Origin of the sequence: Acinetobacter rongchengensis (genome assembly GCF_003611475.1) — a bacterium.
GTDB classification, from domain to species: domain Bacteria; phylum Pseudomonadota; class Gammaproteobacteria; order Pseudomonadales; family Moraxellaceae; genus Acinetobacter; species Acinetobacter rongchengensis.
The window spans coordinates 24,976-48,705 of record NZ_RAXT01000001.1; the positions used below are offsets into that span (position 1 = coordinate 24,976).

Below are 23,730 nucleotides of genomic sequence, written 5' to 3' on the forward strand. Positions count from 1 at the left end.
AGTTTGAATGTTGCAAAAGTCGCCTTCCATTCTCCAAGTGAAATTTCAATGAGTACATTATTGCTAATCACCTCTGCGCCAAATTCGATCCATGCATGGCATGCTTTAGGTCTTGCGCAAGCTTTAAAAAGCAAAAATCAACATTTCCGTGTTTTCTTCTACCAAGACGGTGTACAAGTTGCGAATAGTTTGCAATGGATACCAGATGATCAACGCAACTTAACGACCGAGTGGCAAAAATTAGCAATCAAATTGCCTGTCTGTGTCAGCGCTGCTTTAGCGCGTGGGATCACGGATGAGGAGAATGCTAAGCGCCATCAAATTCACACTGCTAACCTGGCTCAAGGATTTGAACTTGTTGGTTTAGGTGAACTTGCAGACGCTGTTCAATCTACAGATCGCTTAATTCAATTCTAGGTTGTTATTTTTATTCAATTGTTGCATTTAAAAGGTAAATTGTGTGAAAACTGTACTCGTCATATTAACCCAAGCCAATTTGAATAGTTTAAATGTGCATGAGAGCCTTTCTGCAACCATGGTTTTAGCAACTTTTGGCTGTGAAGTCAAAGTGTTACTACAAGATGCAGCATTGAGTTTATTGCATGCAGAAGTGGCATTTGATGGCTTAAAACATGCCTTCAAAGTGGCATCAAACATGGTGGATAGCTTTGAGTTTTACGATTTATCCCCTGTTTTAGTAGAAAATAAGGATAAAAACTCAAATTTCGTTACGCAATCACAACAAGAACTCGCATTTATTGATTTAAATGCTGAATTTATTCAATCATTTGATCATGTGTTGTATTGGTAAAAGGCTCATTCAGGTAATCGTTCATGTCAGATAAAACACTGTATTTAATTCAATCTTCTTTTCAGCATACAGATGCTGTTTTAAACCAATTAGAAAGCATCTATTCAATACATGATTCTGTGGTTTTAATGGGTGATGCTGTTCTATTTGCTCAAGACCCACGTGTTTTAAATAAACAACGTGTTGCTGTATTGGAAAATGATGCAGAAATTTTAGTTGGATCTTTACCCGATCAAATACAAAAGCTCTCATATGATCAATTTGCAGACTGGGTTTTAGACTTTAAACGCTGTATTCGTTTAAACTAATACGATCTACTGTTTTGTAATTCCAATCTATTTTGATTTGATTGAAATCATTGGATGTAATCTATTCATTCATCATTTTATGAACAAAACATAAAGCGATGATTCAATTTGCTTAGGCTATTTTATGCATTTAGAGTTAGAAGAGTTGGAACTAGATCAAGACGGTCATTTACTTGATTACACCATTTGGAATGAAGATGTCGCACAAACTTTAGCCAAAACATTAGACTTAGAATTAACCGCATGGCATTTTGAAGTGTTACAAGCTGTGCGCCAATTCTATGCACAATTTGGGCATTCTCCTGCAACACGCCCATTGATTAAATTTTTAATGAAAACAGTGAGTCCTGAGATTAATAATGCTGTTTTACAAGAGAAATTTAATACAGGTTTAGTGGCTCGTCATTTAAGCCGTTTAGCGGGAGTTCCAAAACCTGCAAATTGCTTATAATCCACATTTGATTAAACTTGGATTTTCAAATAAGCCCTTTTAAATAAGCAGTAAATTAAAAATTTAGACTTTTTATCAGCGTTAAAAGTGAGTTTTCAAAGGATGCTTATCAACAACTAAATGGTTGTAACTTAATACAATTAAATCCTAAATACATTTGAATCACTATTTTGATTTTTATTTCCAAATCACTTCAATTGTTCATTTTATTTTTGTAGGATAATCATAGATTTTTATCGCAAATTTGATAGAAAGACGCAACGCTATTCAGCAACAATATAAATTTGAAAATATGTGATTCGTAGAGATCCTACAAAACCTCAAAACAAAAAAGAGTTTGATAATGAATACCACGACTTCCGAAATAACCGTTCATCAACAAGACCTATTGGTAATCTTGCAACGCCTTTTGAAGAAAAAGGATTTCACGCTTAAAAATTTAAAGCAAGAAGAATTTCAGACTTGCTTAGGACTGGCTTCATTGACCATTCCATCATCCCAAATACTCAATGAAAAAGATGTCAACCAAGCGCTGAAACACTGGTTAAATAGTACTGGAAGCATACTGTGGATTGATCATGTTGAATTACGTAGAACATTGATCGATTATGGATTTTTGCATAGAAATTTGGCTGGAAACGAATACCAAAGATTACAGCTTTTAGATAAACATCCTGCAAAAACCTATATAGATTTATTGTCGACTATGGATATTGATGTCACTGTGTTTAAAATCAAACAGCAGCTTGAACAGCAAAAATTGGAAAGAATGAATCAGCATATGAAAGGCGCTCATTAGCATTAATGCTAATAAGTTAAGCCTTTTTAAATCCTCCCTTGCGGGGCTATGCTCCTCACCTTTGAAAAAGGAGGGATGAGCAGCACAGCAGCGCAAGAGAATCTAAAATTTTTAAATTCTCAATATTTCCCCTCTTTTTCCTTGCACCATATACGGCTCACGATTAGGGGAGATTCTTAGATGAGTAACGACTAAATTACTCCTAACTGGCTGACATTACTCATTAGCATTACTATTGACTACAGGGGAATCTCACAAAAGCGGAGCGTTAAGAGTAGTTGTATAGGTTGGTTAAGTTGTATGTTGGGGAAACCCTCGCAGAGATACCGCCATACTTCGACAGGGAGCGTGTGGGGAGAGGTGCAAGACCTTTAGTCCTTGTCTGCATAGTTTGCAAAGCTATGTGCGGATACGACCGATATACGTGGCTCCGAAGCCAAAAGAATATGCGGTAAATCGGCAATACTTAAAGGATGCGTCATTTTTTTAAATGACCGCCTTTAGGGAGAGTATTGCCGAAACTCTCTCAACGTTCACCATCTGCCCCAAGCGAAGCGACGGCAGTGGTGATCTTGAGAGAGTAAGCGCATTGTTTTAAATTATTTTACTTTCTTGAGTAATTATACTTTCTGCAATAAATCTAAGTAATGGTATTTCTTTTATTAAGTATTTATCATGCTTAAAAGGTTCATATTTTTTCTTCTCTCCATCTTTACTATGTACCAATGAGTTTCTAGTGTAATAAATTCTTTTTGCTAAGGTTGATATTACATTTAATTCATCATTATTATTTAAATTAACTTTGTCACCTTCAGAAAAATATACTGTATTATTTTTATAAAAATCAATTAACTCAGGTTTGTAAGCAGTTATTTTATCTAAGATATCTTCTTTAATTTTAATATATTTTTTTAAACATAATTTAAGAGAATCGAACTCATTATAGTTTAAATCATCATCTATAATTTTTTTCATGTAAAAAGATTTTATTTTATCTACAGCACGCATGATATCTTTATCTTTTTTATAAGAAAAATTTTCTGAAGTAATGATATCTCTAAAACAACTAGTTATTTCCTCATCAGATATTTTATTAAAAAAATGTTCAATAACATGATAATAGCTTAGATATTGAATTACTAAATTATCACTGGAAATAGCAAGTATGTAATGACTTACTATATCCTCATTATAAAATTTTTTGGGAATATCCAAGTCTTGGATATCTTCTTCACGCATACTTCTAATTCGGTTAGATCCCAAAATTTCTTCTAAGAATCTTTGCGGTATAAGTGTTATGTCTAGATTATATGCTAGATGGAATTTATAAGATGTTTCATATTTATTGATATTATTTTCATTTAATGATTCTTTTTCAGTACTGATTTTTATTGAATATAAGCGAAGAGAATCACAGAGTAACTCATTGAAGTTATATAAACCATTTTCTAATTTTAGACTTTCATCTATCCAACTTCTTCTTCCCATTCTAATCAAGTGATTTATTTCTGTTTTATTAACAATAGAAATTAAATGAAGAAGAAAGGTAAAACTTACTTTTCCAAATGAGTATGATATTTCATTATTAGATATAGAAATATCACTTCTAAAAAATGGTATTTTACGATTTTCTTGTAAGGCAACAACTTCATAATTTTTCTTATCATATATTAATAATTCATCAACTTGTTTCATATTAGAAAGCTGTTGTACACATTCTTTGAACTCTTTCAAATTAAAGCAGAGTTGCTCATCATCTAAATCTTTAATGATTCTATTTGTTATTCCTACTTTTTTTACGGAGCAGGTATCATCTTCATAGTTTCCAATAAATTCAATTCTGAATAACTCTTCTAATTTCTTTAAAAGTTCATGATTATCACTTAACAACTTTAGCTCCTTATCTTGTTAGTAATTTTAAAATTAACATAATGCACGTTATACGAAATACTCTAGATAATTTGTTTTAAATCAAGGCATTGATATCCACTAAAAAGCTCCATTTGATTAAATGGTTTTTTAGTAGACTTTTCATGCAATGTGAGTATTTTTCAATCATATTTATTTGGGATTGTAAACTAAACCTAAAATTAACTACTTTAAAAAACAGTAGATATCTAGTCTTAATCTTCGCTATTTCTTTCTTCCAATTCATCTGTGAGGTCTTTGTTCTCAGAAGCGAGTTTAGCTAGAGTCAGCGGTTGCTCTATGGCTCCATATGCTGGTACAGATATGACTATTCCATCGCTTACTCTTGAAATCTGCGTTGCAGGAAATTTCTCTTTAATCGTTGTACTATAACCATCAAATACACTGTCTCTTACCACTCTTCGACCTGTTATCTCTCTAATGTTTTCTTTAGTGATTTTGAGCGAAAAAGCTTTACTTTCTTCATCATGATCAGTTTGCAATTTTAAATTAACATTATCAATTAATTGGGCAGTAATACTTTCTATTACTTGTAAATCTGCTGATGGAACTTTTTTCATAGTCTTTCTTGTAATTTAATTTCGTAAATTTATATTAGCATATTTTTAATTGAGTGGTTATGAGTAATTATGAGTGGTTATAAATTTACTTAAAAAGTGATGTTTTATTAAGGTGAAGATATGACTTCTCAAACCTCAATGCTACACGTTCGAATTGATAATCATACGAAGCTACAGGCACAGTAGGCTCTAAAATCAATGGGTATGTCTGTTTCTGATGCTGTACGAATCTTTTTAACTCGTGTTATGGCAGAACAAGCTATACCGTTCGATGTCCGTGTGCCGAATGCTAAAACTGTTTCTGCTCTTAATGAAGCAGATGAGCTGATCCAAGCGAAAAAAGCCCGTTTTGAAAATGTAGAAGACTTGTTTAATGACCTCGAAAAAAACAGCTAAATCTAAGCGTGCCGTTTTACCTCGATCATCGGACTATACCAAAGAGTTTCTAGCAGATTGGCAAAGGCTTTCTCGTAGCGGTCGCTATGACATGGTGAAGCTCAAGGAAGTCATGATGCTGTTAAGGAATGCTTAAATCCTTCTGTTACGAAGTATGCTCCTTGAATTTTCTAAAGGCGGTTAGCAAAAAACAACCTAAGAAATCTAAAAATCCCCTCCTATTTCAAAGGAAGGGATTTTTTAAATCAGTTACACAATCAATAAAATGTCTTAAACTTCTTGTTTTGATGTATTTAATAACTGATCAATCACACCAAACTTTTTAAACAAACTTGCACGGCGTTTTGGGTAAATATTGGCTTTATTCAAATCGCCTTGATAATGATCAAACACACGCTTATCCATGATTTTAAACCACCAAGAAGGAATCAATGCAGGTAATAGCATACTTGCATAACCACTCGGTAATTCAGGCGCTTCATCAAAGTGGCGCAATGCTTGGAATGGACGTGTCGGATAAGCATGATGATCTGAGTGACGTTGTAACTGATATAAAAATAAGTTCGTTACAATGTTGTTATTATTCCAACTATGCTCTGGCATGGTACGTTCATATTTACCATTTTCATTTTTTTGGCGTAATAAACCATAATGCTCAATGTAGTTAATAATTTCAAATAAACCAATACTATAAGCCGATTGAGTGACTAAATAAGGTAATATGCCTTTTCCAAATAAACCAATCATTGAAGCATGGAAAGTTGTACTCATTCCCCAACCTTGTAGTAATTCGTTGTCTTTTGACCAAAAGCCTAAACCTTTACGTTTTAAACGATTGGTTTCAATTTCTATTGCAGATTTGAATGAACCAATCACTGTGCGTGGCAAAAACTCATAGAACGTTTCACCCATTTTTGAAGAAGCTGGATCTTCTGGAGTTGCTGCACGTTTATGATGCCCATAAGGATGTTCAATACGGAAATGGTTATAACCTGAAGGGACTAATGCCAAATGTGAAAGGATATGGTCAATACGGTCATGTTTATGACTTAATTCATGTGCAGTATTAATGGCAATGCCGTTAATCGCTCCCATGGACATGCCTAATAAAACTTTGTCCAGTAACGACGTTTGTTTACGGCTCACTAAATAACATGCATAGACATTGGCAGCATATTGAATCGGGATAAATGATTTCACCAAACGCGCATAGTAAGGGTCTTGCTCGAGTAATTTTACATCTTCAGCCGTTGGATTATTTTTATCTTTGCCAATCAGTGAATCAATGGTTGGAATAATCACGTGCAAAACAATTGGACCACCCAGTGCAAAGACCTTTTTCAACGGTTTCGGTGCAACGTGATAGCCCGCTAAAATACCTAAACCAATCACAGGCAATGATGGACTAATCATCCATAAATATCTTTTTTTATCGAGCTGAAAACCTGACTTTTGCTTTACATCCTGAAGCTGTAATTCAGTCATTTGTACTGGAGCATTCATAACTTCACCTTTTAATGCCTTATTCTTACGTATATATTTGTTTATTCAGGCATTGAACAACAGTTGTGATCGTCCAAAAAAGCTATGTAAAAGTCTTTGGCACATTCAACCTAGAAATTGTCCTATTCGCACATGCTCTAACACGTTATGGGTTTTATAATCATCGCTATGGGATATTGAAATAAGTCTATGGATGCATTGAGTAAAATTTTTGATGATATTCATCTAAATCACTCTGAATATATCTATTTGCAGGCTCAAGGTACTTGGGCTTTTGAATACGCAGAACAATCCGCCGTCATTGCACATATTATTTTATATGGTCAAGCACATGTAAAAATTCATCATCAAAGTTTAAATCTAAATACTGGCGATATGTTGCTGATTCCTGCTGGACTACAACACCAAGTCATGGCAACAGCAAATCAAAAACTAGTTGAAGTATTAAGTATTCATTCACTCTTTAATGGTTTAAGACAAGATGCAATTGAATTTGGTCAAGGGGAAAGCGAAAAGACCTTAATCCTCACCGTAAGATGCCAACTCAATGCAATTATGGCCAAACCTTTGGTCAATGCTTTACCATCCTATTTGCATATCCAAAATGCATTGAGTGATGAAGCACCTGAGTGGTTACGCATTGGATTATATTTTGTTTCAGCAGAGACTCGTCGAACCATGGCGGGTAAAAACAAGATCATGGATCATGTAGTCAGTATCATGGTGATTGAGTGTGTCCGTGATTATATTGAACAAATGCAGCATCAGAACAATTGGCTCAATGCCTTAATTCATCCTGAGCTTTCCAATGCGCTTGCTGCCATTCACAGCCAACCCGAATTAGGCTGGACGGTTGAAGCTCTGGCTGAAACCTGTTGTATGTCACGTTCTAAATTTGCCAATTTATTTAATCAGATTGTTGGAGAAACACCTTTGGCTTATTTGCAACAGCATCGGCTTCGTTTAGCCAGCCAATTGCTGAAACAAGGTCAACTTTCTATTCAACAAATTGCCCATCAAGTCGGTTATTCTTCTGAAACAGCATTTAGCCAAGCTTTTAAAAAGCAATTTGAACTCAGTCCTAGTCAATATCGTAACCAATAAGCTGAACTTTGATGAGTATTCAATTACTTAACACATATTAAACGATGATAGTCTAATTCTTTTAATTTTCTTCATAATGATTAATGGATACGCGAAAATGTCATCTGCTATTGTTTGAGGCAGGAGGAATATATTCCGCAAGAGCTGTAATATACTGTTTTTGCGATATATTAGGTACTTGATAGTATCTGTGTCGAGTTGGCGACTCTTGCGCTGCTTTAATCACAGCTCAGGTTTTGCCCTTGCGTGGCAGTGCCACTCATCCCGAAAGCCTTGCGAGGTAGTTCCTCTCAGGTCGAGCCGAAGGCTTATTCCTAAATATAAACCTTACATGTAAGACTCTGTTAAAGATTTATTATTTTAAACATTTAGATCATACATATTGCTTCAAAAGTCTAACATCAGTTATTTAAGTATTATCATGACAAAATAGAAGCAAATGTGCTTACAACAAATACAGACTCACTAAAGCGGTTAAATACATTAATGACTAAAATTTATTTTCAAAGTTTAAATATCGACCATGCAAATCTACTGTTTGAATATTTACAAGATGATGCACTTTACCACTATATTCCAGATCAAAAGTACGCATCTATACAAGCACTTGAAGCAAGATATTCACGTTTAATTCAAGGTTCAGCCACTGCTGATGAAATTTGGATGAACTGGGTTATTTTCAATGATTCAGTACACAAACAACCGATCGGAACTTTACAAGCGACGCTTTTCCCTCAACAAAAAACTGTTCAAATTGGCTATGTTATTTTTAAACCATTTTGGGGCAAAGGCTACGCTTCCAAAGCTGTTGAATGGCTTGAAACACATTTAAAAGAAACGTTCCCTATTCAATATCTTGAAGCTTATGTCGATCCACAAAATACCGCTTCAATCAAAGTATTAGAGAAAAATCTTTTCAGTTTTATCAAGTTAGAAGACAATGATTTATATTATTCAAAACACATAAGTAATCAATAAATTGAAGTACCGATCTTAGAATGTATAACTGATTTTTATAGAATAATTTTATTGATGTTGCAAAGTCTATTTAGTGACGCGCCAATAAGTCTTCTAAATGGGCTTTCACATTTTCCCACTCAGCTTGGATAATACTATACATGACCGTATCTCGAATCGTGCCATCCTTACGTAAAGCATGACCACGAATAACACCATCCTTTTTAGCACCTAAACGTTCAATCGCTTTTTGGCTTTTAAAATTAAATTGATCTGTACGCAGCCCCACAGTATTGGCTTGAAGTTGTTCAAATGCGAATTTCAGTAATAGTAACTTACAGGTCGTATTTACATGCGTTCGCTGTACCGATTTTGCATACCATGTATAACCAATCTCAAAACGTTTTACTGCTAATAAAATATCGTGAAAACTGGTGGTTCCAATAACCTTCCCTGTACTTTCCTCAATCACAACAAAGGGATAACGACTTCCCTGCGCTTTTTGCTCTAAGGCTGTTTCGATATAATTTTTAACTTCTGAAAAATGTGGTGCCGAAGTAATTCTTAAATTCCACAACTCACCATCTTTACAGGCTTCCGCAAGCCCGTGTTCATGTGCATAGGATAAAGGAATAAGACGTACATTATTTTGTTTCAAATCTACATCTATAAATAATTGTTCTAATTCACTCATTTGAATATTCACTTTTTTAAAATATCGATATATTGGAAGTCATCAAATCACGGGGTTTAAAACTTAAATATCCTTCAACACTTAATATTCATTACACTTAACTTTTATGGCATTTAATGGTTTGATATTTTTGATAAAAATACCACCATATGATGAAGTCGTTATATCATTTCGGACAACATATACTTCATCCAATTGGATTTCGGCTTTGCCATTATAGAAACAACCATGTTTAAGTGCTTTATTGGGGAGTCTTAATGATTTTTGAAGTCTTTTGGAATCATCACTCACCAAAAACCGTGTATGTCCTAAGTAAGTCTGTCGAATATCTTGCTCTGAAAAAAGTATTCCAAGATTATTTTCATCATGATCAGAATCATAACCATACGAATATTCAACTGTTAATGGTACAGCTGATTGATAGCTATATGTCGTTAACGGCGGATTATCACGATCTCCTTTCTCATGCTCAGTTTCGACCAATTTTAAAGAAGTTGCGGAGCTATTCATCGCAACCAATAAACCGACAACTAAAATATAAAGTTTTTTCATCATTCGTTTCTCTTTTATTTCTCTCTTGTTTTGTATTCAATTTAAAAAATTAGATCGCCAAAGCCAAACACATTACGCCTGCAAGTCCTAAAACAAGACCAAGTATTGTTATATTATTCAGCTTCTCTTTAAAGATGAATAAGCCTGCAATCACACCAAACAGTACCACAAGAATATTCATCCCTGCAAAAACAATGGCAGGAGAATCTTTTAATAGAATATGAGCTTTTACATATAACGCGATATTGGCAAAATTTAAAAAACCTAACAATAAACCCGCAATGATATTTTTTATTTTCCATTGTGCTTTTTGAATAAGAAGATAAATGATTGAAACAATAAAAGCACAAATAAACATTAAAGTTAATATAACAGGAAATTGTAGCCCTAAACTGGTGGTGTATTTTAATAAAATATCGACGATGGCATAGCCAACCCACACGCTCAGTAGAAATAACATGCCTTTGCGGTTTAAAACCGTATTGGAAGAAGCTGATTGGGAAAAAATAAGACACAGCACAGCGGAAATACCCAGTACTACCCCGATTATTTTCAACTGACTAAACTGTTCTTGAAATAAGAAATAAGCAGCTAAAAGCGACAATACAACCGATAGTCGTTGTGCAATTTCAGTTTTTAGAATCCCTGCGGCCTGTAAAGACTTCGCCAAACACAAAAAAATACTGGGTAATAGCATCCCTAAAACAACAATCAACCACCACGGTGTCGCTGAAACCGAAATATGGGCTAAATTAGGGTTAAACCATAAATAACTTAAAATACTGGCAATCGCATAATTCCAAGCAATCATCTGTAATGCATCGAACCCTTTATTTTTGGCAAGTTTTAAAAGGATCGAGACCAATACACTACACAATGCTGCTGAAAATATAAGTTCCATTGTTATCTTCTTTCATCAATTGATTCATCAAGAAAAAGCCCACAAAAAGTGGGCTTCTCCTATATAGCACTGTATAAATAACCTTAATTATTATTTATAACGATCAACCATTTTCTCTAAAGAAATTGGACGGATCTTGTCAGCATTGCCCGCTGTACCAAACGACACATAGCGATCTACGCAAATTTGTTTCATTGCATCAACAGTTTTTGCAAAGAATTTACGAGGGTCGAATTCGCTTGGTTGTTCAGCCATCATACGACGCATCGCACCAGTAGACGCTAAACGTAAATCTGTATCAATGTTGATTTTACGCACACCATGCTTGATCGCTTCAACCAATTGCTCAACAGGAACACCATAAGTTTCTTTGATGTCGCCGCCGTATTGATTGATTACAGCTAACCATTCTTGTGGAACAGAGCTTGAACCATGCATAACAAGGTGTGTATTTGGAAGCGCCGCATGAATTTCTTTAATGCGGTCAATCGCCAAAATGTCACCTGTAGGTGGACGTGTAAATTTGTACGCACCGTGTGAAGTACCTACAGCGATTGCCAAGGCATCTACATTGGTATCTGCTACGAATTGACGTGCTTCTTCAACTGAAGTCAAAAGTTGAGAATGGTCAAGAACGCCTTCTGCGCCCACACCATCTTCTTCACCTGCCAAACCAGTTTCAAGGCTACCCAAGCAGCCAATTTCACCTTCTACAGAAACACCACATGCATGCGCCATTTCAACAGTACGGCGAGTTACATCTACGTTATATTCATACGTTGTCGGTGTTTTACCATCCGCACCTAGGGAACCATCCATCATTACAGATGAGAAACCAAGTTGGATAGAACGCTGACATACATCTGGATCTGTACCATGATCTTGATGCATTACCACTGGAATATGTGGCCATTCTTCAATTGCTGCCAAAATAAGATGACGTAAGAATGGAGCACCTGCATATTTACGCGCACCAGCAGAAGCTTGCACGATTACAGGTGAATTCGTTTCGTCTGCGGCTAACATGATTGCGCGCATTTGTTCTAAGTTGTTTACGTTAAACGCTGGAACGCCGTAGTTATGTTCACCGGCATGATCCAAGAGCTGGCGCAATGAAATAAGTGCCATAATATCCTCCCAGGTAATGCCCAATATTCTACATGGGGAATTATTTCAATTCAGCAACAATATTCACTATTTCATAAAAAATCCCTGCTTTCGCAGGGATTTTTAACAAATAACAACAAAGCTAAATCAATTATTGTGCTTTTGGAGCTTCCTCTGCTGTTGCAGGAGTTGCAACATCGGCAGGTGCATTGGCTTTTTCAGCAGGAACATCGGTATTCTTTTCATCCAAAACAGGCTTATCAATTGCGTCAATTGCTGCTTGTTGTTCAGGACTGACTGTTTCTGACTCAGTAGCAACACTTGAAGCTGGAGTCTGTTCAGATGCAGGTGCTTTGTCTTGTTTACTACACGCCGTTAAAGCTAAAGGTGCAAGAATAAGTGCAATCAGTGCAAATTTAAATTTCATCACATTTTTCCACAGCTGGTGATTTAATGCTCACGATTTTATTGCAGATATATTTCATTTTGATGACTTAATTGTGAATCGCTGAATAAAAAAGGCTGACACAGCTTCTAATGCAGATTAGTTAAGTATTTTTAAATCCTCCCCCTTGTGAAGCATACTCCTTACCTTTAAAAAGTAGGCAGCAGTTCCCCTCTTTCAAAAGAGGGGTTAGGGGAGATTCTTAAGTGAGTAATCACTCTCACTCTTAACTGATCAACTTAAACACTGTGGCAGCCTTTATAAAACAGTTCTTTACTTAAATACTCACAATGAATATTAAATAAACACAATTCTATTATGCACGCTCTAACAATACTGCAACTGCTGGAAGTGTTTTACCTTCTACAAATTCAAGGAATGCACCGCCACCCGTCGAGATATAACCAATTTTGTCAGCAACTTCATATTTATCAATAGCAGCCAAAGTATCACCACCACCTGCAATAGAGAATCCAGCTGATTCAGCAATCGCTAAAGATAAAGTTTTTGTGCCTTCACCGAATTGATCAACTTCAAATACGCCCACTGGGCCATTCCAAAGAATCGTTTTAGATGTTTTCAGGGTTTCAGCAAATGCTTTTGCTGTTTCTGGGCCAACATCTAAAATCATGTCGTTATCAGCAACATCTTCAACTTTTTTCACAGTTGCTTTTGCTTTTGCCAAAGAACCCAAGAAGTCAGAAAAATCAATTTCAGCAGCATCGGCAACTACAACATCTGTAGGAAGTGGTACAGATACTTTAGCAGCAATGGCTTTAGCCGTATCGATTAAATCATTTTCACACAATGATTTACCAACATTGAAGCCAGCAGCAGCCAAGAACGTATTGGCAATACCGCCACCAACAATTAATTGGTCACAAATATCAGAAAGTGAAGTTAATACATCAAGTTTTGTAGAAACTTTAGAACCTGCAACAATGGCAACCATTGGTTTTTCAGGTGTTTGTAATGCACGACCCAGTGCATCTAATTCCGCAGCCAATAATGGACCTGCAGCAGCAACTTTTGCTAAACGCGCCACACCTTCAGTTGAAGCTTCTGCACGGTGCGCAGTACCAAATGCATCCATCACAAATACATCGCAAAGCGCTGCATATTTTGCTGCAAGTTCAGGATTATTTTTCTTTTCACCAACGTTGAAACGACAGTTTTCAAGTAGAACAACTTGTCCTGCTGCAACGTCAACACCTTCTAAATAGTCTGTAAATAATTTTACTTCTTGTCCTAAAGCTTCCGTCAAATACGCTGCTACTGGCGCAAGTGACTGCTCTGGTTGTGGTTCACCTTCAACAGGACGACCAAGGTGAGAATAAACCATTACAGCTGCACCTTTTTCTAGTGCTAGCTTAATTGTTGGTAATGCTGCACGTAAGCGTGCATCACTTGTAATCACACCATTTTTAACAGGAACGTTTAAATCTTCACGAATAAGAACACGCTTGCCCGTTAAATCAAGGTCAGTCATACGCTGAAAATTCATGTATAGCTCTCTTTATAGATATTAAAAATCGCGTAGATTCTAAATGATTACGCAAAAAAAGGTTAGATACTTTTGTAGAAAAGCTGTAGAAATATTGAGATTTGATTATCATAGAGCTATCTTCGAAAATTTGTACGCTTATGTCTTTTCATCCAGATCCTAAAATTAATGGTTTAAATGTATTAGGTGAGCCTTTGGCAAGCTGTTGTTATTCACCTATTACAGGTTATTTCCGTAATGGTTTCTGTCATACAGCACCATCTGATATTGGTCAGCATACCGTTTGCGCTGAAATGACTTCTGAATTTCTCAATTATTCTCAAAAAGTGGGCAATGATTTAATTACCCCTTTGCCTGAGCATGGTTTTCCTGGTTTAGAACCTGGTGACTTTTGGTGTCTGTGTGTGACGCGTTGGGTGGAAGCTTATCAAAATGATATGGCGCCACGGGTTAAATTACAGGCATGCCACCAAGCCGTTTTGTCGTATGTCCCACTTGACATTCTTATGGAATATGCGGTTTAACTTTTCATGAATCATGTAAAAATTAATGGCTCAAAAATAGATTTTCCTGACATCATTTTGGCATCTTCGAGCCAAACCCGTAAAGATTTGATGAATCGTTTACGATTAGATTATCGTTGTATTTCCCCTGATATTGATGAATCGGTTCAGGGTGAAACACATGCAGACGATTTGGCTAAACGTTTGGCTTTTGAAAAGGCACAAGTGATTGCCCAAGAAAATCCAAACGCTATTGTGATTGGTTCAGACCAAGTGGCTTGGCGTGAACATGCGCCACAAGAATTTATTGGTAAACCGTTATCTGTAGAAAAAGCCATTCAACAGTTACAAGCCAATTCAGGAAAAAATGTCTTTTTTAGTACAGCGTTAAGTGTGCAACATTTGGCTTCTGGTTTTGAGCAAACCTTAGTTGAGCATTATCATGTTAAATTTCGTGATTTAAGCCTTGATGAAATTGAGCGTTATATCGAAATTGATCAACCCTTACATTGCGCAGGCAGTTTTAAGTGTGAAAGTTTAGGTATTAGTTTATTTGAACAAATGATTGGTCAGGATCAAACTACTTTAATGGGCATGCCAATGATTCAATTGTGTAATATTTTAAGAAAGTTAGGGAAGAACTTGCCTTAATTAATCACTACATAAGCACGGATGCTTTGTCCAAATTAAAATTTAAAGAATCTATTTATTAAGCGCAATAATTTTAGTCTCTTTTTTTCCATTACGTAAAATTTCTACTTTCACAAAACCTCTTTTAAGAAAATTAGTTGTTTCTATAAAACCTGTAACACTATGTATGATTTGACCATCTATTTTCAAAATAATGTCTTGTTCATAAATTATACCAAAAGCAGGAAATCCCTCTTTAATAACGATAGCTTTAACTCCTCCAGAAGATTGCTTAGCTATTTGTCTATCAAGGTCTGTTAATTCAGTTGGGTATATTCCAGTTCTAGAATTAAACCTTATCAAATAATTACTCATGTATTCTGTCCAACTGTATTCACGGACAAAAGATCCCATATAAGTACCATCCATGTTGTCTTTTGCTAATCTATTATTATAAATATCATTTTCTTTATTTGAGTTACTTGTTTGATGATTTATTGTCTGAACTGTTCTCTGTTCAGATATACTAGAGCCTTGATTATCATTGCTAAATAGAATGACTTCTGCACCTAGCTTTTTAGCTTTATTTTTCATTTGTTCCACGGCTTGGTTATAGCCGTAATCTCCTGTATTTATTTTAAAAACTTCTGACTTTATCGATACATAACCTTCTTCTAGTAATTCTTTAAAATTTTTATCAAAATCATCTGTTTTAATAACTCTGATTTTAGTGCCATACGTACGTTTTCCTTTATTTTTTAATATCTGATTATCCTGATCTTTTGCATTTAAGCTCGTAAAAAATGCATTTACATTGGTAACAGAACCCAATAAAGCCAAACAAAAGATAAAACGTATAATGTTCATTATGACCTTTTTTAAATTTTCTATCTGAAATATAAGAGAATTAATTTTCAACTAAATTTATATTTATTTGATTTACAAATCAACTTGCACCATTCACTTCCTCATAAGACAATATACCCAATATTGATTCAAATTTGCTTAGGCTACTTTCATGTCGCAACCTTTAGATGTTTTAGGCGGGATCACCGCTGAACAATTCCTCTCAGAATACTGGCAAAAAAAACCATTATTGGTTCGTAATGCATTACCTGAAATTGCCCATATTTTAGAACCCAATGATGTTATGGAATTGGCACTCGATGAAAATGTCACTGCACGTTTAATCAAACAAAAAGACAAAGATCCGAATCAATGGACAGTTAAAAATTCACCTCTCATCAAAGGTGACTTCCAAAAAATGCCAAAGCTTTGGACATTACTGGTTCAAGCTGTTGACCATTACGCTTTTGATTTAGCTGAACTTTGGAAAAAATTTCCATTTATTCCACAGTGGCGCCGTGACGATATTATGGTGTCTTATGCGCCTCAAGGCGGTTCTGTTGGAAAACATTTCGACTTCTATGATGTATTTCTAGTACAAGGTTATGGACACCGTCGTTGGCAATTGGGTCAAATGTGTGATGCAGATACAGACTTTATTGCAGGACAACCACTTAAATTACTTGCCGATATTGATGTACATTTTGATGAAGTATTAGCACCTGGTGACTTACTCTACGTACCACCAGGTTTGGCACATTACGGCGTTGCTGAAGATGAATGTCTCACCTTCTCTTTTGGCTTCCGTATGCCAAATGTGACTGATATGATGGATCGAGTTTGTGACAAATTCTCAGAAAATCAAAGTTTAAAAAATCCTTTGATCGATATTATTCGTGATCAAGTTTCACGTGCTGGCGAAGTGACGGAAAATGAATTAGCGTATTTAAAGGCAGAGATTTTGACTCAGCTACAAAATTCGATTGTCTTAGATGATGCAATAATGAGCTTAATGTCGGAGTCCAAGTATCCTGAAAATATTCCTGAAGCAGAAGAAATTGGCACAGGTGATTTAGAGGAAGCATTCGATCAGGGCTATTTAATTCAATTAGAGCCTGCTTCTCGTTTACTCTACTCAGATCAAGACGATCAAGTTTTATTTTGGGCGAATGGCGAAGCTATTTGTATTTCTGAACAATTTACGCCATTTTTACAACAAATTGCAGATGGTCAAAGTGTTGCTTTGAATCAAAATTTAGCAGATGAGGAAATTTTAGAAGACCTCAGTCTACTTTTAAATGAATCTATACTCATGCTTATTCCAACAGAACAATAAAATAGAGTTTAAAGTATAGTGCAATGAGTCTAAGCGAGATATTTAAGTTTAACTTTTAACTTGAAGATCGAGTTTAGACTCAGTTTAAAATTAAATAAAAGGAGTGGTATATGAATGATTTACGTTGTTATCAACAACTTCCTATCTGGCAGTTTACGACCATTCCTCAAGGCTTTATGCGCCCTCATAATACCCAGCAAGGTACATGGGCGAAATTAAATATTATTCAAGGCACCATTCATTTTGCAATGCTGAGTGAAACTGGCGAAATCCTTTCTGAACATGAGTTTAATACAGACTCTCAGCCTCCATTTATCCCGCCTCAAGCTTGGCATAAAATTGTATCTGCATCCGAGGATGTAGAATGCCAACTCAGTTTCTATTGTGAACCGAATATTTATTTTGAGAAAAAATACAAATTAACAGCGACACATTCTGAAATTTTAGCAGCAATACCGTATATTCCTAAAGGTACAGCATTGGATGTTGGCTGTGGTACAGGTCGAAATAGTTTATATCTAAATCAACATGGTTTTCAGGTAGATGCCTTTGACATAAATCCGCAAAGTATAAAAATATTAGATGATATTATTCAGGCTGAAAATTTACAAAATATTCAAACCGACATTCGCGATTTAAATACAGATCAGCATATAAACTCAACTTACAATTTTATCTTTTCAACCGTTGTCATGATGTTCTTACAACCCCAAACCATTCCTACGCTCATTCAAAATATGCAACAAGCAACGCATTTACATGGATTTAATCTGATTGTTTGCGCAATGGATACTGATGATTATCCTGTATTAAGTGATTTTCCTTTTAGTTTTAAGGAAAATGAACTGCTTGATTATTATCAAGGTTGGAAAATTTTAAAATATAATGAAAATGTAGGTGAATTGCACCGTGTCGATGAACATGGTCAGCGTATTAAACAACGCTTTGCGACTTTATTTGCACAAAAGCTCTAAAGGTATTTCCTATTTTTTAATAATTTTTTGAATAATCCATTGGATGCTTAAATGTTTATTGATGCTTTAAAATAGAATCTTTCTTATTTCTAACAAATCATCACTTGAGAAAAATACTTAAAATTGGCAACTTAGTCACCAAGATCGTATTCAGTTGGATCATTTATTCATATGGCAAGCCCTGCTCAAGCAATAAGAAGTAAGTTCTTAAATACATTTTTTTCAAGATATTCCGTTTGGTTTCTATGTCTGTTTATTTCAATCTATCTGACATGGATTATTTTCTTTTATGAAACACATATTATTTATTACTTCTTTTCAGATACTTTTCTGAACGTGATTTGGCTAGTGACCATCATACTGAGTATTGTAGGTATATATGACATTATCCAAAGCAAACATGCTATTTTAAGAAATTACCCAATTATGGGGCATTTCCGTTTTTTCTTTGAAAGCTTTCGTCCAGAAATTCGACAATATTTTATCGAATCTGATGAGGATGCTCTCCCTTTTTCACGCTCACAACGTAGTTTAGTTTACCAACGTGCAAAAAATGAAAATGCAGATAAACCTTTTGGTTCAATTATTGATGTTTATCAGGAAGATTATCGTTTTTTAACCCACTCTTTAGCACCGAAAACACCTGCTGATTACAATAGCTTTAGAATTAGTATTGGAAATGCGCAATGCTCACAGCCTTATAGTGCATCAATAATGAATATCTCAGCGATGAGCTTTGGTAGTCTAAGTGCGAATGCAATTCGTGCACTCAACAAAGGGGCTAAAATGGGCAAGTTTTACCATGATACAGGTGAAGGTAGTTTAAGCCCTTATCATCTTGAATATGGTGGTGATATTGTATGGGAGCTTGGCAGTGGTTATTTTGGATGTCGTACTTTAGATGGAAAATTTGACCCAGAAAAATTCCAAAAACAAGCCGTGCTGGATTCAATCAAAATGATTGAAATTAAACTGTCTCAAGGGGCTAAACCCGGACATGGCGGAATTTTACCTAAAGATAAAATCAGTGAAGAAATTGCACAAATTCGTGGTGTGCCACGTGATCGAGACTGTGTTTCCCCTGCGGCACATTCTGCTTTCAGCACACCAATTGAAATGATGTACTTCATCCAAAAACTACGTGAATTATCCAATGGCAAACCTGTAGGCTTTAAGCTTTGTATCGGACAACCGTGGCAATTCATGAGCATTGTAAAAGCCATGCTTGAAACAAAAATTGTTCCTGATTTTATAGTGGTTGATGGCTCTGAGGGTGGTACAGGCGCAGCACCGATCGAATTAATCGACCATATGGGAACACCACTACGTGAAGGCTTACTCTTTGTACACAACACCTTAGTGGGTGCGGGTTTACGTGATCAAATTAAAGTCGGAGCAAGTGGCAAAATTATCAGTGCTTTTGATATTGCCAGCATCATGGCAACTGGTGCAGATTGGGTCAATTGCGCACGTGGTTTCATGTTTGCAGTGGGTTGTATTCAAGCGCAAAGTTGTCATACCAACCAATGTCCAGTCGGTGTAGCAACACAGGATAAAGAACGCCAGAAAGCACTTGATGTACCTAACAAATCTGAACGAGTCTTTCATTTCCAAAGAAATACTTTAAAAGCTTTAGCGGAAATGATTGCAGCCGCAGGTTTACAGCACCCCGCTGAAATTAAAGCACACCATTTGGCACAACGTATTAATGACCGTGAAATTAAAACCTATGCTCAACTTCACTTTTGGATGAAAAATGGAGAATTATTAAATTGTGAAAACAAAGATGATGAAAATTTCTATTTTAGGATGTGGAATTTAGCATCTGCTGAAGCATTTTAAACAGCGTAAGACCATGAGAATAGTCAGTTCTCATGGTCTTATGACTAAACTTCTCGTTATAATCTTCCTAAAAATCAAAAAAATGGTTAATTCAAGTGCTTTTAATGTGGTAAATACGTTACCTAAAATATTATCTTTATTCAAAATCAATAAAATAGCCTCTAATTTAAACTAAGAGGTTTTACTTTTGGAAAAATATGAATTCATCCAAAATCTTAGAGATTGGTCAGATCAATACCCTTGGTTAGAAATGCTGACATCTTTAAGTTTGCTTATTATATTTGCATTGGCAGCGAATTTTATTGCCAAACAAGTGGTTGTGCGTGGAATTCGTAAGCTTATTTCCAAAATAAAATTTGCCAATAATGAAGTTTTCTCGCAACACAGCGTGATTCGCCGTATTGCCAATATCATCCCAGCCATTGTGATTATGAATGGTATTGTAACCGTTCCACATCTGTCTGAAAAAGTCATTTCAATGACTCAAATGTTGGCTCAAGCTTTCATTTTCTTAACCATTGCTTTGGCGATCAGTGAATTTTTAAGCGTCTTTAATATTATTTATCAACGCAATCCCAAATCTCGAAATAAGCCAATCAAAGGCTATTTACAGTTAGTTAAACTGATTATTTTTATTGTTTGCGGTTTGATGATTTTAGGAACATTCTTACAAAAAAATGTGTTCACGCTATTAGCAGGTTTTGGTGCTATGGCAGCCGTGTTAATGCTGGTTTTTCAAAACACCATTTTATCTTTAGTCGCTTCGGTACAAATTTCCTCTTATGACATGGTTCGTATTGGGGACTGGATTGAGATGCCGTCTTTAAATGCTGATGGTACTGTCATTGATATGTCATTACATACCGTCACCATTGAAAATTTTGATAAGACTTTTACCACCATTCCAACCAATAAATTAGTGACAGATACCTTTAAAAACTGGCGAGGTATGTCACAATCAGGTGTACGTCGAATTAAACGTTCCATTTACATCGATCAATCTAGTATTCAGTTCCTCTCTTTGCAAGCGCAAAGTCGTTTAAAGGAGTTTTTACTACTGGAAAATTACCTCGATCAAAAACAAGATGAATTAAAAAGTTTTAACCAACAATTGCAGCATGAGTCGGTATATAATCAAAGGAGATTAACCAATATTGGAACTTTCCGTGCTTATGTCGATGCTTATATCAAACAGCATCCAAGAATTTCCCAAAATAGCACTATTCTTGTTCGTCAATTACAGACCACAAGTGAAGGTTTACCTTTAGAAATCTATGCGTTTACCAATACAACAGTCTGGAATGATTACGAAGCGATTCAATCCGATATTTTTGACCATTTAATGGCAATTATTCCATTGTTTGGTTTAAGACTGTATCAGGCCCCTTCAGGTGCTGATATTCACGCAATGTTATCGCCCAAAATAAATGAAACTGATACGACAAGTTAAAAATTAAGAGGATTTTATGTTACTGCAATGGTTCGAAAAATTAGTAGATCCCTATCCATCTAAAGGTTTAAACGAACCATTGCCAACAAAATTTTTTCCTTTTGTTTGGCAAGCTGCTACAGGTGTAAAACGCTATTTAGTTATTCTGATCCTTTTTACAGCGGCAACTGCAACGTTCGAAGCATTATTCTTTTCCCAAATTGGGCATTTGGTTGATTGGTTAACACAGTCTAAACCTGATACTTTTTTGGCTGAACATAAAAATAACTTAATCATTCTTTCTAGTATATTGCTGGCCAATATTTTCTTTGCCAGCATGCAGTCTATTGTAAGACATCAAATTTTATATAGTAGTTTTCCAATGCGCCTACGTTGGCGTTTTCATAACCTACTATTACGACAAGGTTTAGATTTCTTCCACAATGATTTTGCAGGTCGTTTATCTGCCAAAGTTATGCAAACCTCCTTAGCTGTCCGTGAGTTTTGGGTCATTTTGGGTGATATGGTGACTTATGTAGTGATCTACTTCATCACGATTAGTGTAGTTTTGGGTTCAATCTCACCTATCCTGCTCTTGCCTTTATTCTTATGGCTCATTCTATTTGTTAGCGCTGCCTTATATTTTATTCCTAAATTGGGCAGAATTTCAAAAGAACAGGCAGATGCACGTTCAATTATGACGGGCCGTGTAACCGATGCTTATACCAATATTCAAACGGTAAAACTTTTTGCACATGCAGGCCGTGAAAGCCAATATGCTAAAGAATCAATGAAAGAATTCATGATTACCGTATTTAAGCAAATGCGCTTAGGCACGTCTTATGAATTTTGTATTAACTTACTGACAGCTGTTCTATTCTTTGGTGTATTGGGCACTGCTGTTTGGTTATGGCTACAAGGTCAGGCCGCGATCGGCGTGATTGCTGCAACCACAGCGATGATTTTGAAATTGAATAGCATGGCTGAGTTTATGATGTGGCAAACTTCAGCACTGTTTGAAAATGTCGGTACCATTCAAGATGGTATGCAAACCCTTGGACGCCCAATTAAAATTCAAGACAAACAAGATGCCAAACCTTTGGTGGTTTCAAAAGGTAATATTCAATTTAGAGATGTCAGCTTTGCCTATAATGATAAAAATGTGATTGATCACTTTAACTTAGACATTAAACCAGGCGAAAAAATTGGGATTGTGGGACGCTCAGGTGCGGGTAAATCTACACTGATTCAGCTACTTCTACACTTTTATGAAGTCAATCACGGTAAAATTATCATTGATGATCAAAATATTGAAGATGTAACCCAAGACAGCTTGCGTAGAAATATTGCCCTAGTCACACAAGATACGTCTTTATTACATCGTACTGTCGCTGAAAATATTAAATATGGTCGTCCTGATGCAACTGACGAAGAAATGTTAGAGGCTGTTCGTAAAGCCAAAGCAGATGAATTTATTCCGCAACTTTCAGATTTACGTGGACGTACAGGCTTTGACGCATACGTCGGTGAACGAGGCGTTAAATTGTCAGGCGGTCAAAGACAGCGTATTGCGATTGCTCGGGTATTTTTAAAAGATGCCCCTATCCTGATTTTAGATGAAGCAACCAGCGCCTTGGATTCAGAAGTTGAAGCTGCGATTCAATCGAGTTTAGATGAATTAATGCAAGGTAAAACCGTAATTGCAATTGCGCACCGTTTATCCACCATTGCACAAATGGATCGTTTAATTGTTTTAGATCAGGGACATATTGCTGAACAAGGGACACATGAGGAGTTGATTGCTCAACATGGTATCTATGCACAATTATGGCAACGACAAACAGGTGGGTTTTTGGTAGAACAGACGCACAAAGCAAAGCCTGATATTGAAACGATTTAATTAATTGAAACCATTTAGATAATGTATTGTGAATCGGTTGTGGTCTTAAAGACTGCAACCTTTTTTTTGTGATGAGGATTTCATTATTAAACAATTGGTTAAAGATACTTATTCTATGGTTTCAATATAAAGCTTGAATGTTTGATTCAATCTCAATGTTAGACTATTAAATAGAAATAACCTAGCCGCTGCATTGATCAGATTGATTTCCTTCCATTTCAAAATACTTTTTTAAATACATTAAATCTC

Annotated in this window: 26 protein-coding genes; 16 read left to right on the top strand and 10 right to left on the bottom strand. The window is 35.7% G+C overall.

Annotated elements, in window-relative coordinates; translation table 11 throughout:
* The first annotated feature begins 48 nt into the window (after positions 1 to 48).
* The 5 genes from tusD (at position 49) to D7V20_RS00170 (ending at position 2,369) form a co-directional block, all read left to right on the top strand.
* Positions 49 to 417: a sulfurtransferase complex subunit TusD gene (gene tusD, locus D7V20_RS00150; RefSeq protein ID WP_120382343.1), complete on the top strand. Its 369-nt coding sequence runs from the start codon at positions 49 to 51 to the stop codon at positions 415 to 417.
* A gap of 43 nt (positions 418 to 460) precedes the next feature.
* Positions 461 to 811: a hypothetical protein gene (locus tag D7V20_RS00155; RefSeq protein WP_120382344.1), complete on the top strand. Its 351-nt coding sequence runs from the start codon at positions 461 to 463 to the stop codon at positions 809 to 811.
* A 23-nt stretch (positions 812 to 834) separates the two neighbouring features.
* Positions 835 to 1,119, top strand: coding sequence for a hypothetical protein (locus D7V20_RS00160; protein WP_120382345.1), 285 nt, complete (start codon positions 835 to 837; stop codon positions 1,117 to 1,119).
* A 124-nt stretch (positions 1,120 to 1,243) separates the two neighbouring features.
* A complete protein-coding gene (locus tag D7V20_RS00165; protein ID WP_120382346.1) occupies positions 1,244 to 1,570 on the top strand; it encodes a TusE/DsrC/DsvC family sulfur relay protein in 327 nt (108 codons plus the stop codon).
* A 343-nt stretch (positions 1,571 to 1,913) separates the two neighbouring features.
* Positions 1,914 to 2,369, top strand: coding sequence for a DUF2087 domain-containing protein (locus D7V20_RS00170; RefSeq protein ID WP_120382347.1), 456 nt, complete (start codon positions 1,914 to 1,916; stop codon positions 2,367 to 2,369).
* 594 nt (positions 2,370 to 2,963) lie between these two features.
* On the opposite strand, the gene D7V20_RS00175 is transcribed toward D7V20_RS00170, so the two are convergent.
* Both D7V20_RS00175 and D7V20_RS00180 read right to left on the bottom strand, forming a co-directional pair.
* The gene (locus D7V20_RS00175; RefSeq protein ID WP_120382348.1) at positions 2,964 to 4,259 is read right to left on the bottom strand and encodes a hypothetical protein; all 1,296 of its coding nucleotides are present in this window, start codon (positions 4,257 to 4,259) and stop codon (positions 2,964 to 2,966) included.
* Positions 4,260 to 4,492: 233 nt separating this feature from the next.
* Positions 4,493 to 4,858, bottom strand: coding sequence for a hypothetical protein (locus tag D7V20_RS00180; protein WP_120382349.1), 366 nt, complete (start codon positions 4,856 to 4,858; stop codon positions 4,493 to 4,495).
* 198 nt (positions 4,859 to 5,056) lie between these two features.
* On the opposite strand from D7V20_RS00180, the gene D7V20_RS00185 reads away from it, so the two are divergent.
* Entirely contained in the window at positions 5,057 to 5,254 is a 198-nt protein-coding gene (locus tag D7V20_RS00185) for a type II toxin-antitoxin system RelB/DinJ family antitoxin (RefSeq protein WP_235831576.1), read from the top strand.
* Complete coding sequence (locus tag D7V20_RS00190) at positions 5,232 to 5,390, top strand: type II toxin-antitoxin system RelE/ParE family toxin (protein ID WP_235831577.1); 159 nt, start codon at positions 5,232 to 5,234, stop codon at positions 5,388 to 5,390. Before D7V20_RS00185 ends, D7V20_RS00190 begins: the two co-directional genes overlap by 23 nt.
* A 134-nt stretch (positions 5,391 to 5,524) precedes the next feature.
* Here the strand turns inward: D7V20_RS00190 and D7V20_RS00195 are convergent, their stop codons facing one another.
* Positions 5,525 to 6,757: an alkane 1-monooxygenase gene (locus D7V20_RS00195; RefSeq protein ID WP_120382350.1), complete on the bottom strand. Its 1,233-nt coding sequence runs from the start codon at positions 6,755 to 6,757 to the stop codon at positions 5,525 to 5,527.
* A gap of 189 nt (positions 6,758 to 6,946) precedes the next feature.
* On the opposite strand from D7V20_RS00195, the gene D7V20_RS00200 reads away from it, so the two are divergent.
* Both D7V20_RS00200 and D7V20_RS00205 read left to right on the top strand, forming a co-directional pair.
* A complete protein-coding gene (locus tag D7V20_RS00200) occupies positions 6,947 to 7,861 on the top strand; it encodes an AraC family transcriptional regulator (protein ID WP_120382351.1) in 915 nt (304 codons plus the stop codon).
* A gap of 486 nt (positions 7,862 to 8,347) precedes the next feature.
* The gene (locus D7V20_RS00205; protein ID WP_120382352.1) at positions 8,348 to 8,839 is read left to right on the top strand and encodes a GNAT family N-acetyltransferase; all 492 of its coding nucleotides are present in this window, start codon (positions 8,348 to 8,350) and stop codon (positions 8,837 to 8,839) included.
* Positions 8,840 to 8,909: 70 nt separating this feature from the next.
* Here D7V20_RS00205 and D7V20_RS00210 read toward each other — a convergent pair whose 3' ends face one another.
* The 6 genes from D7V20_RS00210 to D7V20_RS00235 all read right to left on the bottom strand — a co-directional run bounded on the left by D7V20_RS00210 (position 8,910) and on the right by D7V20_RS00235 (position 14,021).
* Positions 8,910 to 9,512: a GNAT family N-acetyltransferase gene (locus tag D7V20_RS00210; RefSeq protein WP_120382353.1), complete on the bottom strand. Its 603-nt coding sequence runs from the start codon at positions 9,510 to 9,512 to the stop codon at positions 8,910 to 8,912.
* Between the two features lie 81 nt (positions 9,513 to 9,593).
* A complete protein-coding gene (locus tag D7V20_RS00215) occupies positions 9,594 to 10,067 on the bottom strand; it encodes a hypothetical protein (RefSeq protein ID WP_120382354.1) in 474 nt (157 codons plus the stop codon).
* 46 nt (positions 10,068 to 10,113) lie between these two features.
* Entirely contained in the window at positions 10,114 to 10,965 is an 852-nt protein-coding gene (locus tag D7V20_RS00220) for a DMT family transporter (RefSeq protein ID WP_120382355.1), read from the bottom strand.
* A gap of 90 nt (positions 10,966 to 11,055) precedes the next feature.
* On the bottom strand, positions 11,056 to 12,093 hold the full coding sequence (gene fba, locus D7V20_RS00225; RefSeq protein ID WP_010111512.1) for a class II fructose-bisphosphate aldolase: 1,038 nt from the start codon (positions 12,091 to 12,093) through the stop codon (positions 11,056 to 11,058).
* 130 nt (positions 12,094 to 12,223) lie between these two features.
* Positions 12,224 to 12,499 (bottom strand): hypothetical protein, encoded by a 276-nt coding sequence (locus D7V20_RS00230; protein WP_120382356.1) that lies wholly within the window; start codon positions 12,497 to 12,499, stop codon positions 12,224 to 12,226.
* Between the two features lie 334 nt (positions 12,500 to 12,833).
* Positions 12,834 to 14,021 carry a phosphoglycerate kinase gene (locus D7V20_RS00235; protein WP_120382357.1) on the bottom strand — a complete coding sequence of 396 codons (1,188 nt, stop codon included), beginning with the start codon at positions 14,019 to 14,021 and terminating at the stop codon, positions 12,834 to 12,836.
* Between the two features lie 140 nt (positions 14,022 to 14,161).
* Between D7V20_RS00235 and D7V20_RS00240 the strand changes: the two genes are divergently transcribed.
* On the top strand, positions 14,162 to 14,545 hold the full coding sequence (locus tag D7V20_RS00240; protein WP_120382358.1) for a DUF2237 family protein: 384 nt from the start codon (positions 14,162 to 14,164) through the stop codon (positions 14,543 to 14,545).
* 6 nt (positions 14,546 to 14,551) lie between these two features.
* Complete coding sequence (locus tag D7V20_RS00245) at positions 14,552 to 15,175, top strand: Maf family protein (RefSeq protein ID WP_407923912.1); 624 nt, start codon at positions 14,552 to 14,554, stop codon at positions 15,173 to 15,175.
* A gap of 51 nt (positions 15,176 to 15,226) precedes the next feature.
* Here the strand turns inward: D7V20_RS00245 and D7V20_RS00250 are convergent, their stop codons facing one another.
* Positions 15,227 to 16,021 (bottom strand): PDZ domain-containing protein, encoded by a 795-nt coding sequence (locus D7V20_RS00250; protein WP_120382359.1) that lies wholly within the window; start codon positions 16,019 to 16,021, stop codon positions 15,227 to 15,229.
* Positions 16,022 to 16,172: 151 nt separating this feature from the next.
* Between D7V20_RS00250 and D7V20_RS00255 the strand changes: the two genes are divergently transcribed.
* From D7V20_RS00255 to D7V20_RS00275, 5 genes are all read left to right on the top strand, one after another.
* Entirely contained in the window at positions 16,173 to 17,336 is a 1,164-nt protein-coding gene (locus D7V20_RS00255) for a ribosomal protein uL16 3-hydroxylase (RefSeq protein ID WP_120382360.1), read from the top strand.
* Positions 17,337 to 17,446: 110 nt separating this feature from the next.
* Positions 17,447 to 18,310 (top strand): SAM-dependent methyltransferase TehB, encoded by an 864-nt coding sequence (tehB, locus tag D7V20_RS00260; RefSeq protein ID WP_120382361.1) that lies wholly within the window; start codon positions 17,447 to 17,449, stop codon positions 18,308 to 18,310.
* A 171-nt stretch (positions 18,311 to 18,481) separates the two neighbouring features.
* Positions 18,482 to 20,152, top strand: a complete 1,671-nt coding sequence (locus tag D7V20_RS00265; protein WP_120382362.1) for an FMN-binding glutamate synthase family protein — start codon at positions 18,482 to 18,484, stop codon at positions 20,150 to 20,152.
* A gap of 187 nt (positions 20,153 to 20,339) precedes the next feature.
* Entirely contained in the window at positions 20,340 to 21,602 is a 1,263-nt protein-coding gene (locus tag D7V20_RS00270; protein ID WP_120382363.1) for a mechanosensitive ion channel family protein, read from the top strand.
* Positions 21,603 to 21,618: 16 nt separating this feature from the next.
* Positions 21,619 to 23,481, top strand: a complete 1,863-nt coding sequence (locus D7V20_RS00275) for an ABC transporter ATP-binding protein (RefSeq protein WP_120382364.1) — start codon at positions 21,619 to 21,621, stop codon at positions 23,479 to 23,481.
* Positions 23,482 to 23,730: the final 249 nt, after the last annotated feature.

Coding starts and splice junctions, on each gene's coding strand:
- D7V20_RS00265 (WP_120382362.1), top strand. CDS start 18,482: ATGGCAAGCCCTGCTCAAGCAATAAGAAGTAAGTTCTTAAATACATTT.
- D7V20_RS00170 (WP_120382347.1), top strand. CDS start 1,914: ATGAATACCACGACTTCCGAAATAACCGTTCATCAACAAGACCTATTG.
- D7V20_RS00250 (WP_120382359.1), bottom strand. CDS start 16,021: ATGAACATTATACGTTTTATCTTTTGTTTGGCTTTATTGGGTTCTGTT.
- D7V20_RS00275 (WP_120382364.1), top strand. CDS start 21,619: ATGTTACTGCAATGGTTCGAAAAATTAGTAGATCCCTATCCATCTAAA.
- D7V20_RS00185 (WP_235831576.1), top strand. CDS start 5,057: ATGGGTATGTCTGTTTCTGATGCTGTACGAATCTTTTTAACTCGTGTT.
- D7V20_RS00255 (WP_120382360.1), top strand. CDS start 16,173: ATGTCGCAACCTTTAGATGTTTTAGGCGGGATCACCGCTGAACAATTC.
- D7V20_RS00205 (WP_120382352.1), top strand. CDS start 8,348: ATGACTAAAATTTATTTTCAAAGTTTAAATATCGACCATGCAAATCTA.
- D7V20_RS00235 (WP_120382357.1), bottom strand. CDS start 14,021: ATGAATTTTCAGCGTATGACTGACCTTGATTTAACGGGCAAGCGTGTT.
- D7V20_RS00200 (WP_120382351.1), top strand. CDS start 6,947: ATGGATGCATTGAGTAAAATTTTTGATGATATTCATCTAAATCACTCT.
- fba (WP_010111512.1), bottom strand. CDS start 12,093: ATGGCACTTATTTCATTGCGCCAGCTCTTGGATCATGCCGGTGAACAT.
- D7V20_RS00160 (WP_120382345.1), top strand. CDS start 835: ATGTCAGATAAAACACTGTATTTAATTCAATCTTCTTTTCAGCATACA.
- D7V20_RS00230 (WP_120382356.1), bottom strand. CDS start 12,499: ATGAAATTTAAATTTGCACTGATTGCACTTATTCTTGCACCTTTAGCT.
- D7V20_RS00240 (WP_120382358.1), top strand. CDS start 14,162: ATGTCTTTTCATCCAGATCCTAAAATTAATGGTTTAAATGTATTAGGT.
- D7V20_RS00210 (WP_120382353.1), bottom strand. CDS start 9,512: ATGAGTGAATTAGAACAATTATTTATAGATGTAGATTTGAAACAAAAT.
- D7V20_RS00190 (WP_235831577.1), top strand. CDS start 5,232: ATGACCTCGAAAAAAACAGCTAAATCTAAGCGTGCCGTTTTACCTCGA.
- D7V20_RS00180 (WP_120382349.1), bottom strand. CDS start 4,858: ATGAAAAAAGTTCCATCAGCAGATTTACAAGTAATAGAAAGTATTACT.
- tusD (WP_120382343.1), top strand. CDS start 49: ATGAGTACATTATTGCTAATCACCTCTGCGCCAAATTCGATCCATGCA.
- D7V20_RS00215 (WP_120382354.1), bottom strand. CDS start 10,067: ATGATGAAAAAACTTTATATTTTAGTTGTCGGTTTATTGGTTGCGATG.
- D7V20_RS00165 (WP_120382346.1), top strand. CDS start 1,244: ATGCATTTAGAGTTAGAAGAGTTGGAACTAGATCAAGACGGTCATTTA.
- D7V20_RS00245 (WP_407923912.1), top strand. CDS start 14,552: ATGAATCATGTAAAAATTAATGGCTCAAAAATAGATTTTCCTGACATC.
- D7V20_RS00220 (WP_120382355.1), bottom strand. CDS start 10,965: ATGGAACTTATATTTTCAGCAGCATTGTGTAGTGTATTGGTCTCGATC.
- tehB (WP_120382361.1), top strand. CDS start 17,447: ATGAATGATTTACGTTGTTATCAACAACTTCCTATCTGGCAGTTTACG.
- D7V20_RS00195 (WP_120382350.1), bottom strand. CDS start 6,757: ATGAATGCTCCAGTACAAATGACTGAATTACAGCTTCAGGATGTAAAG.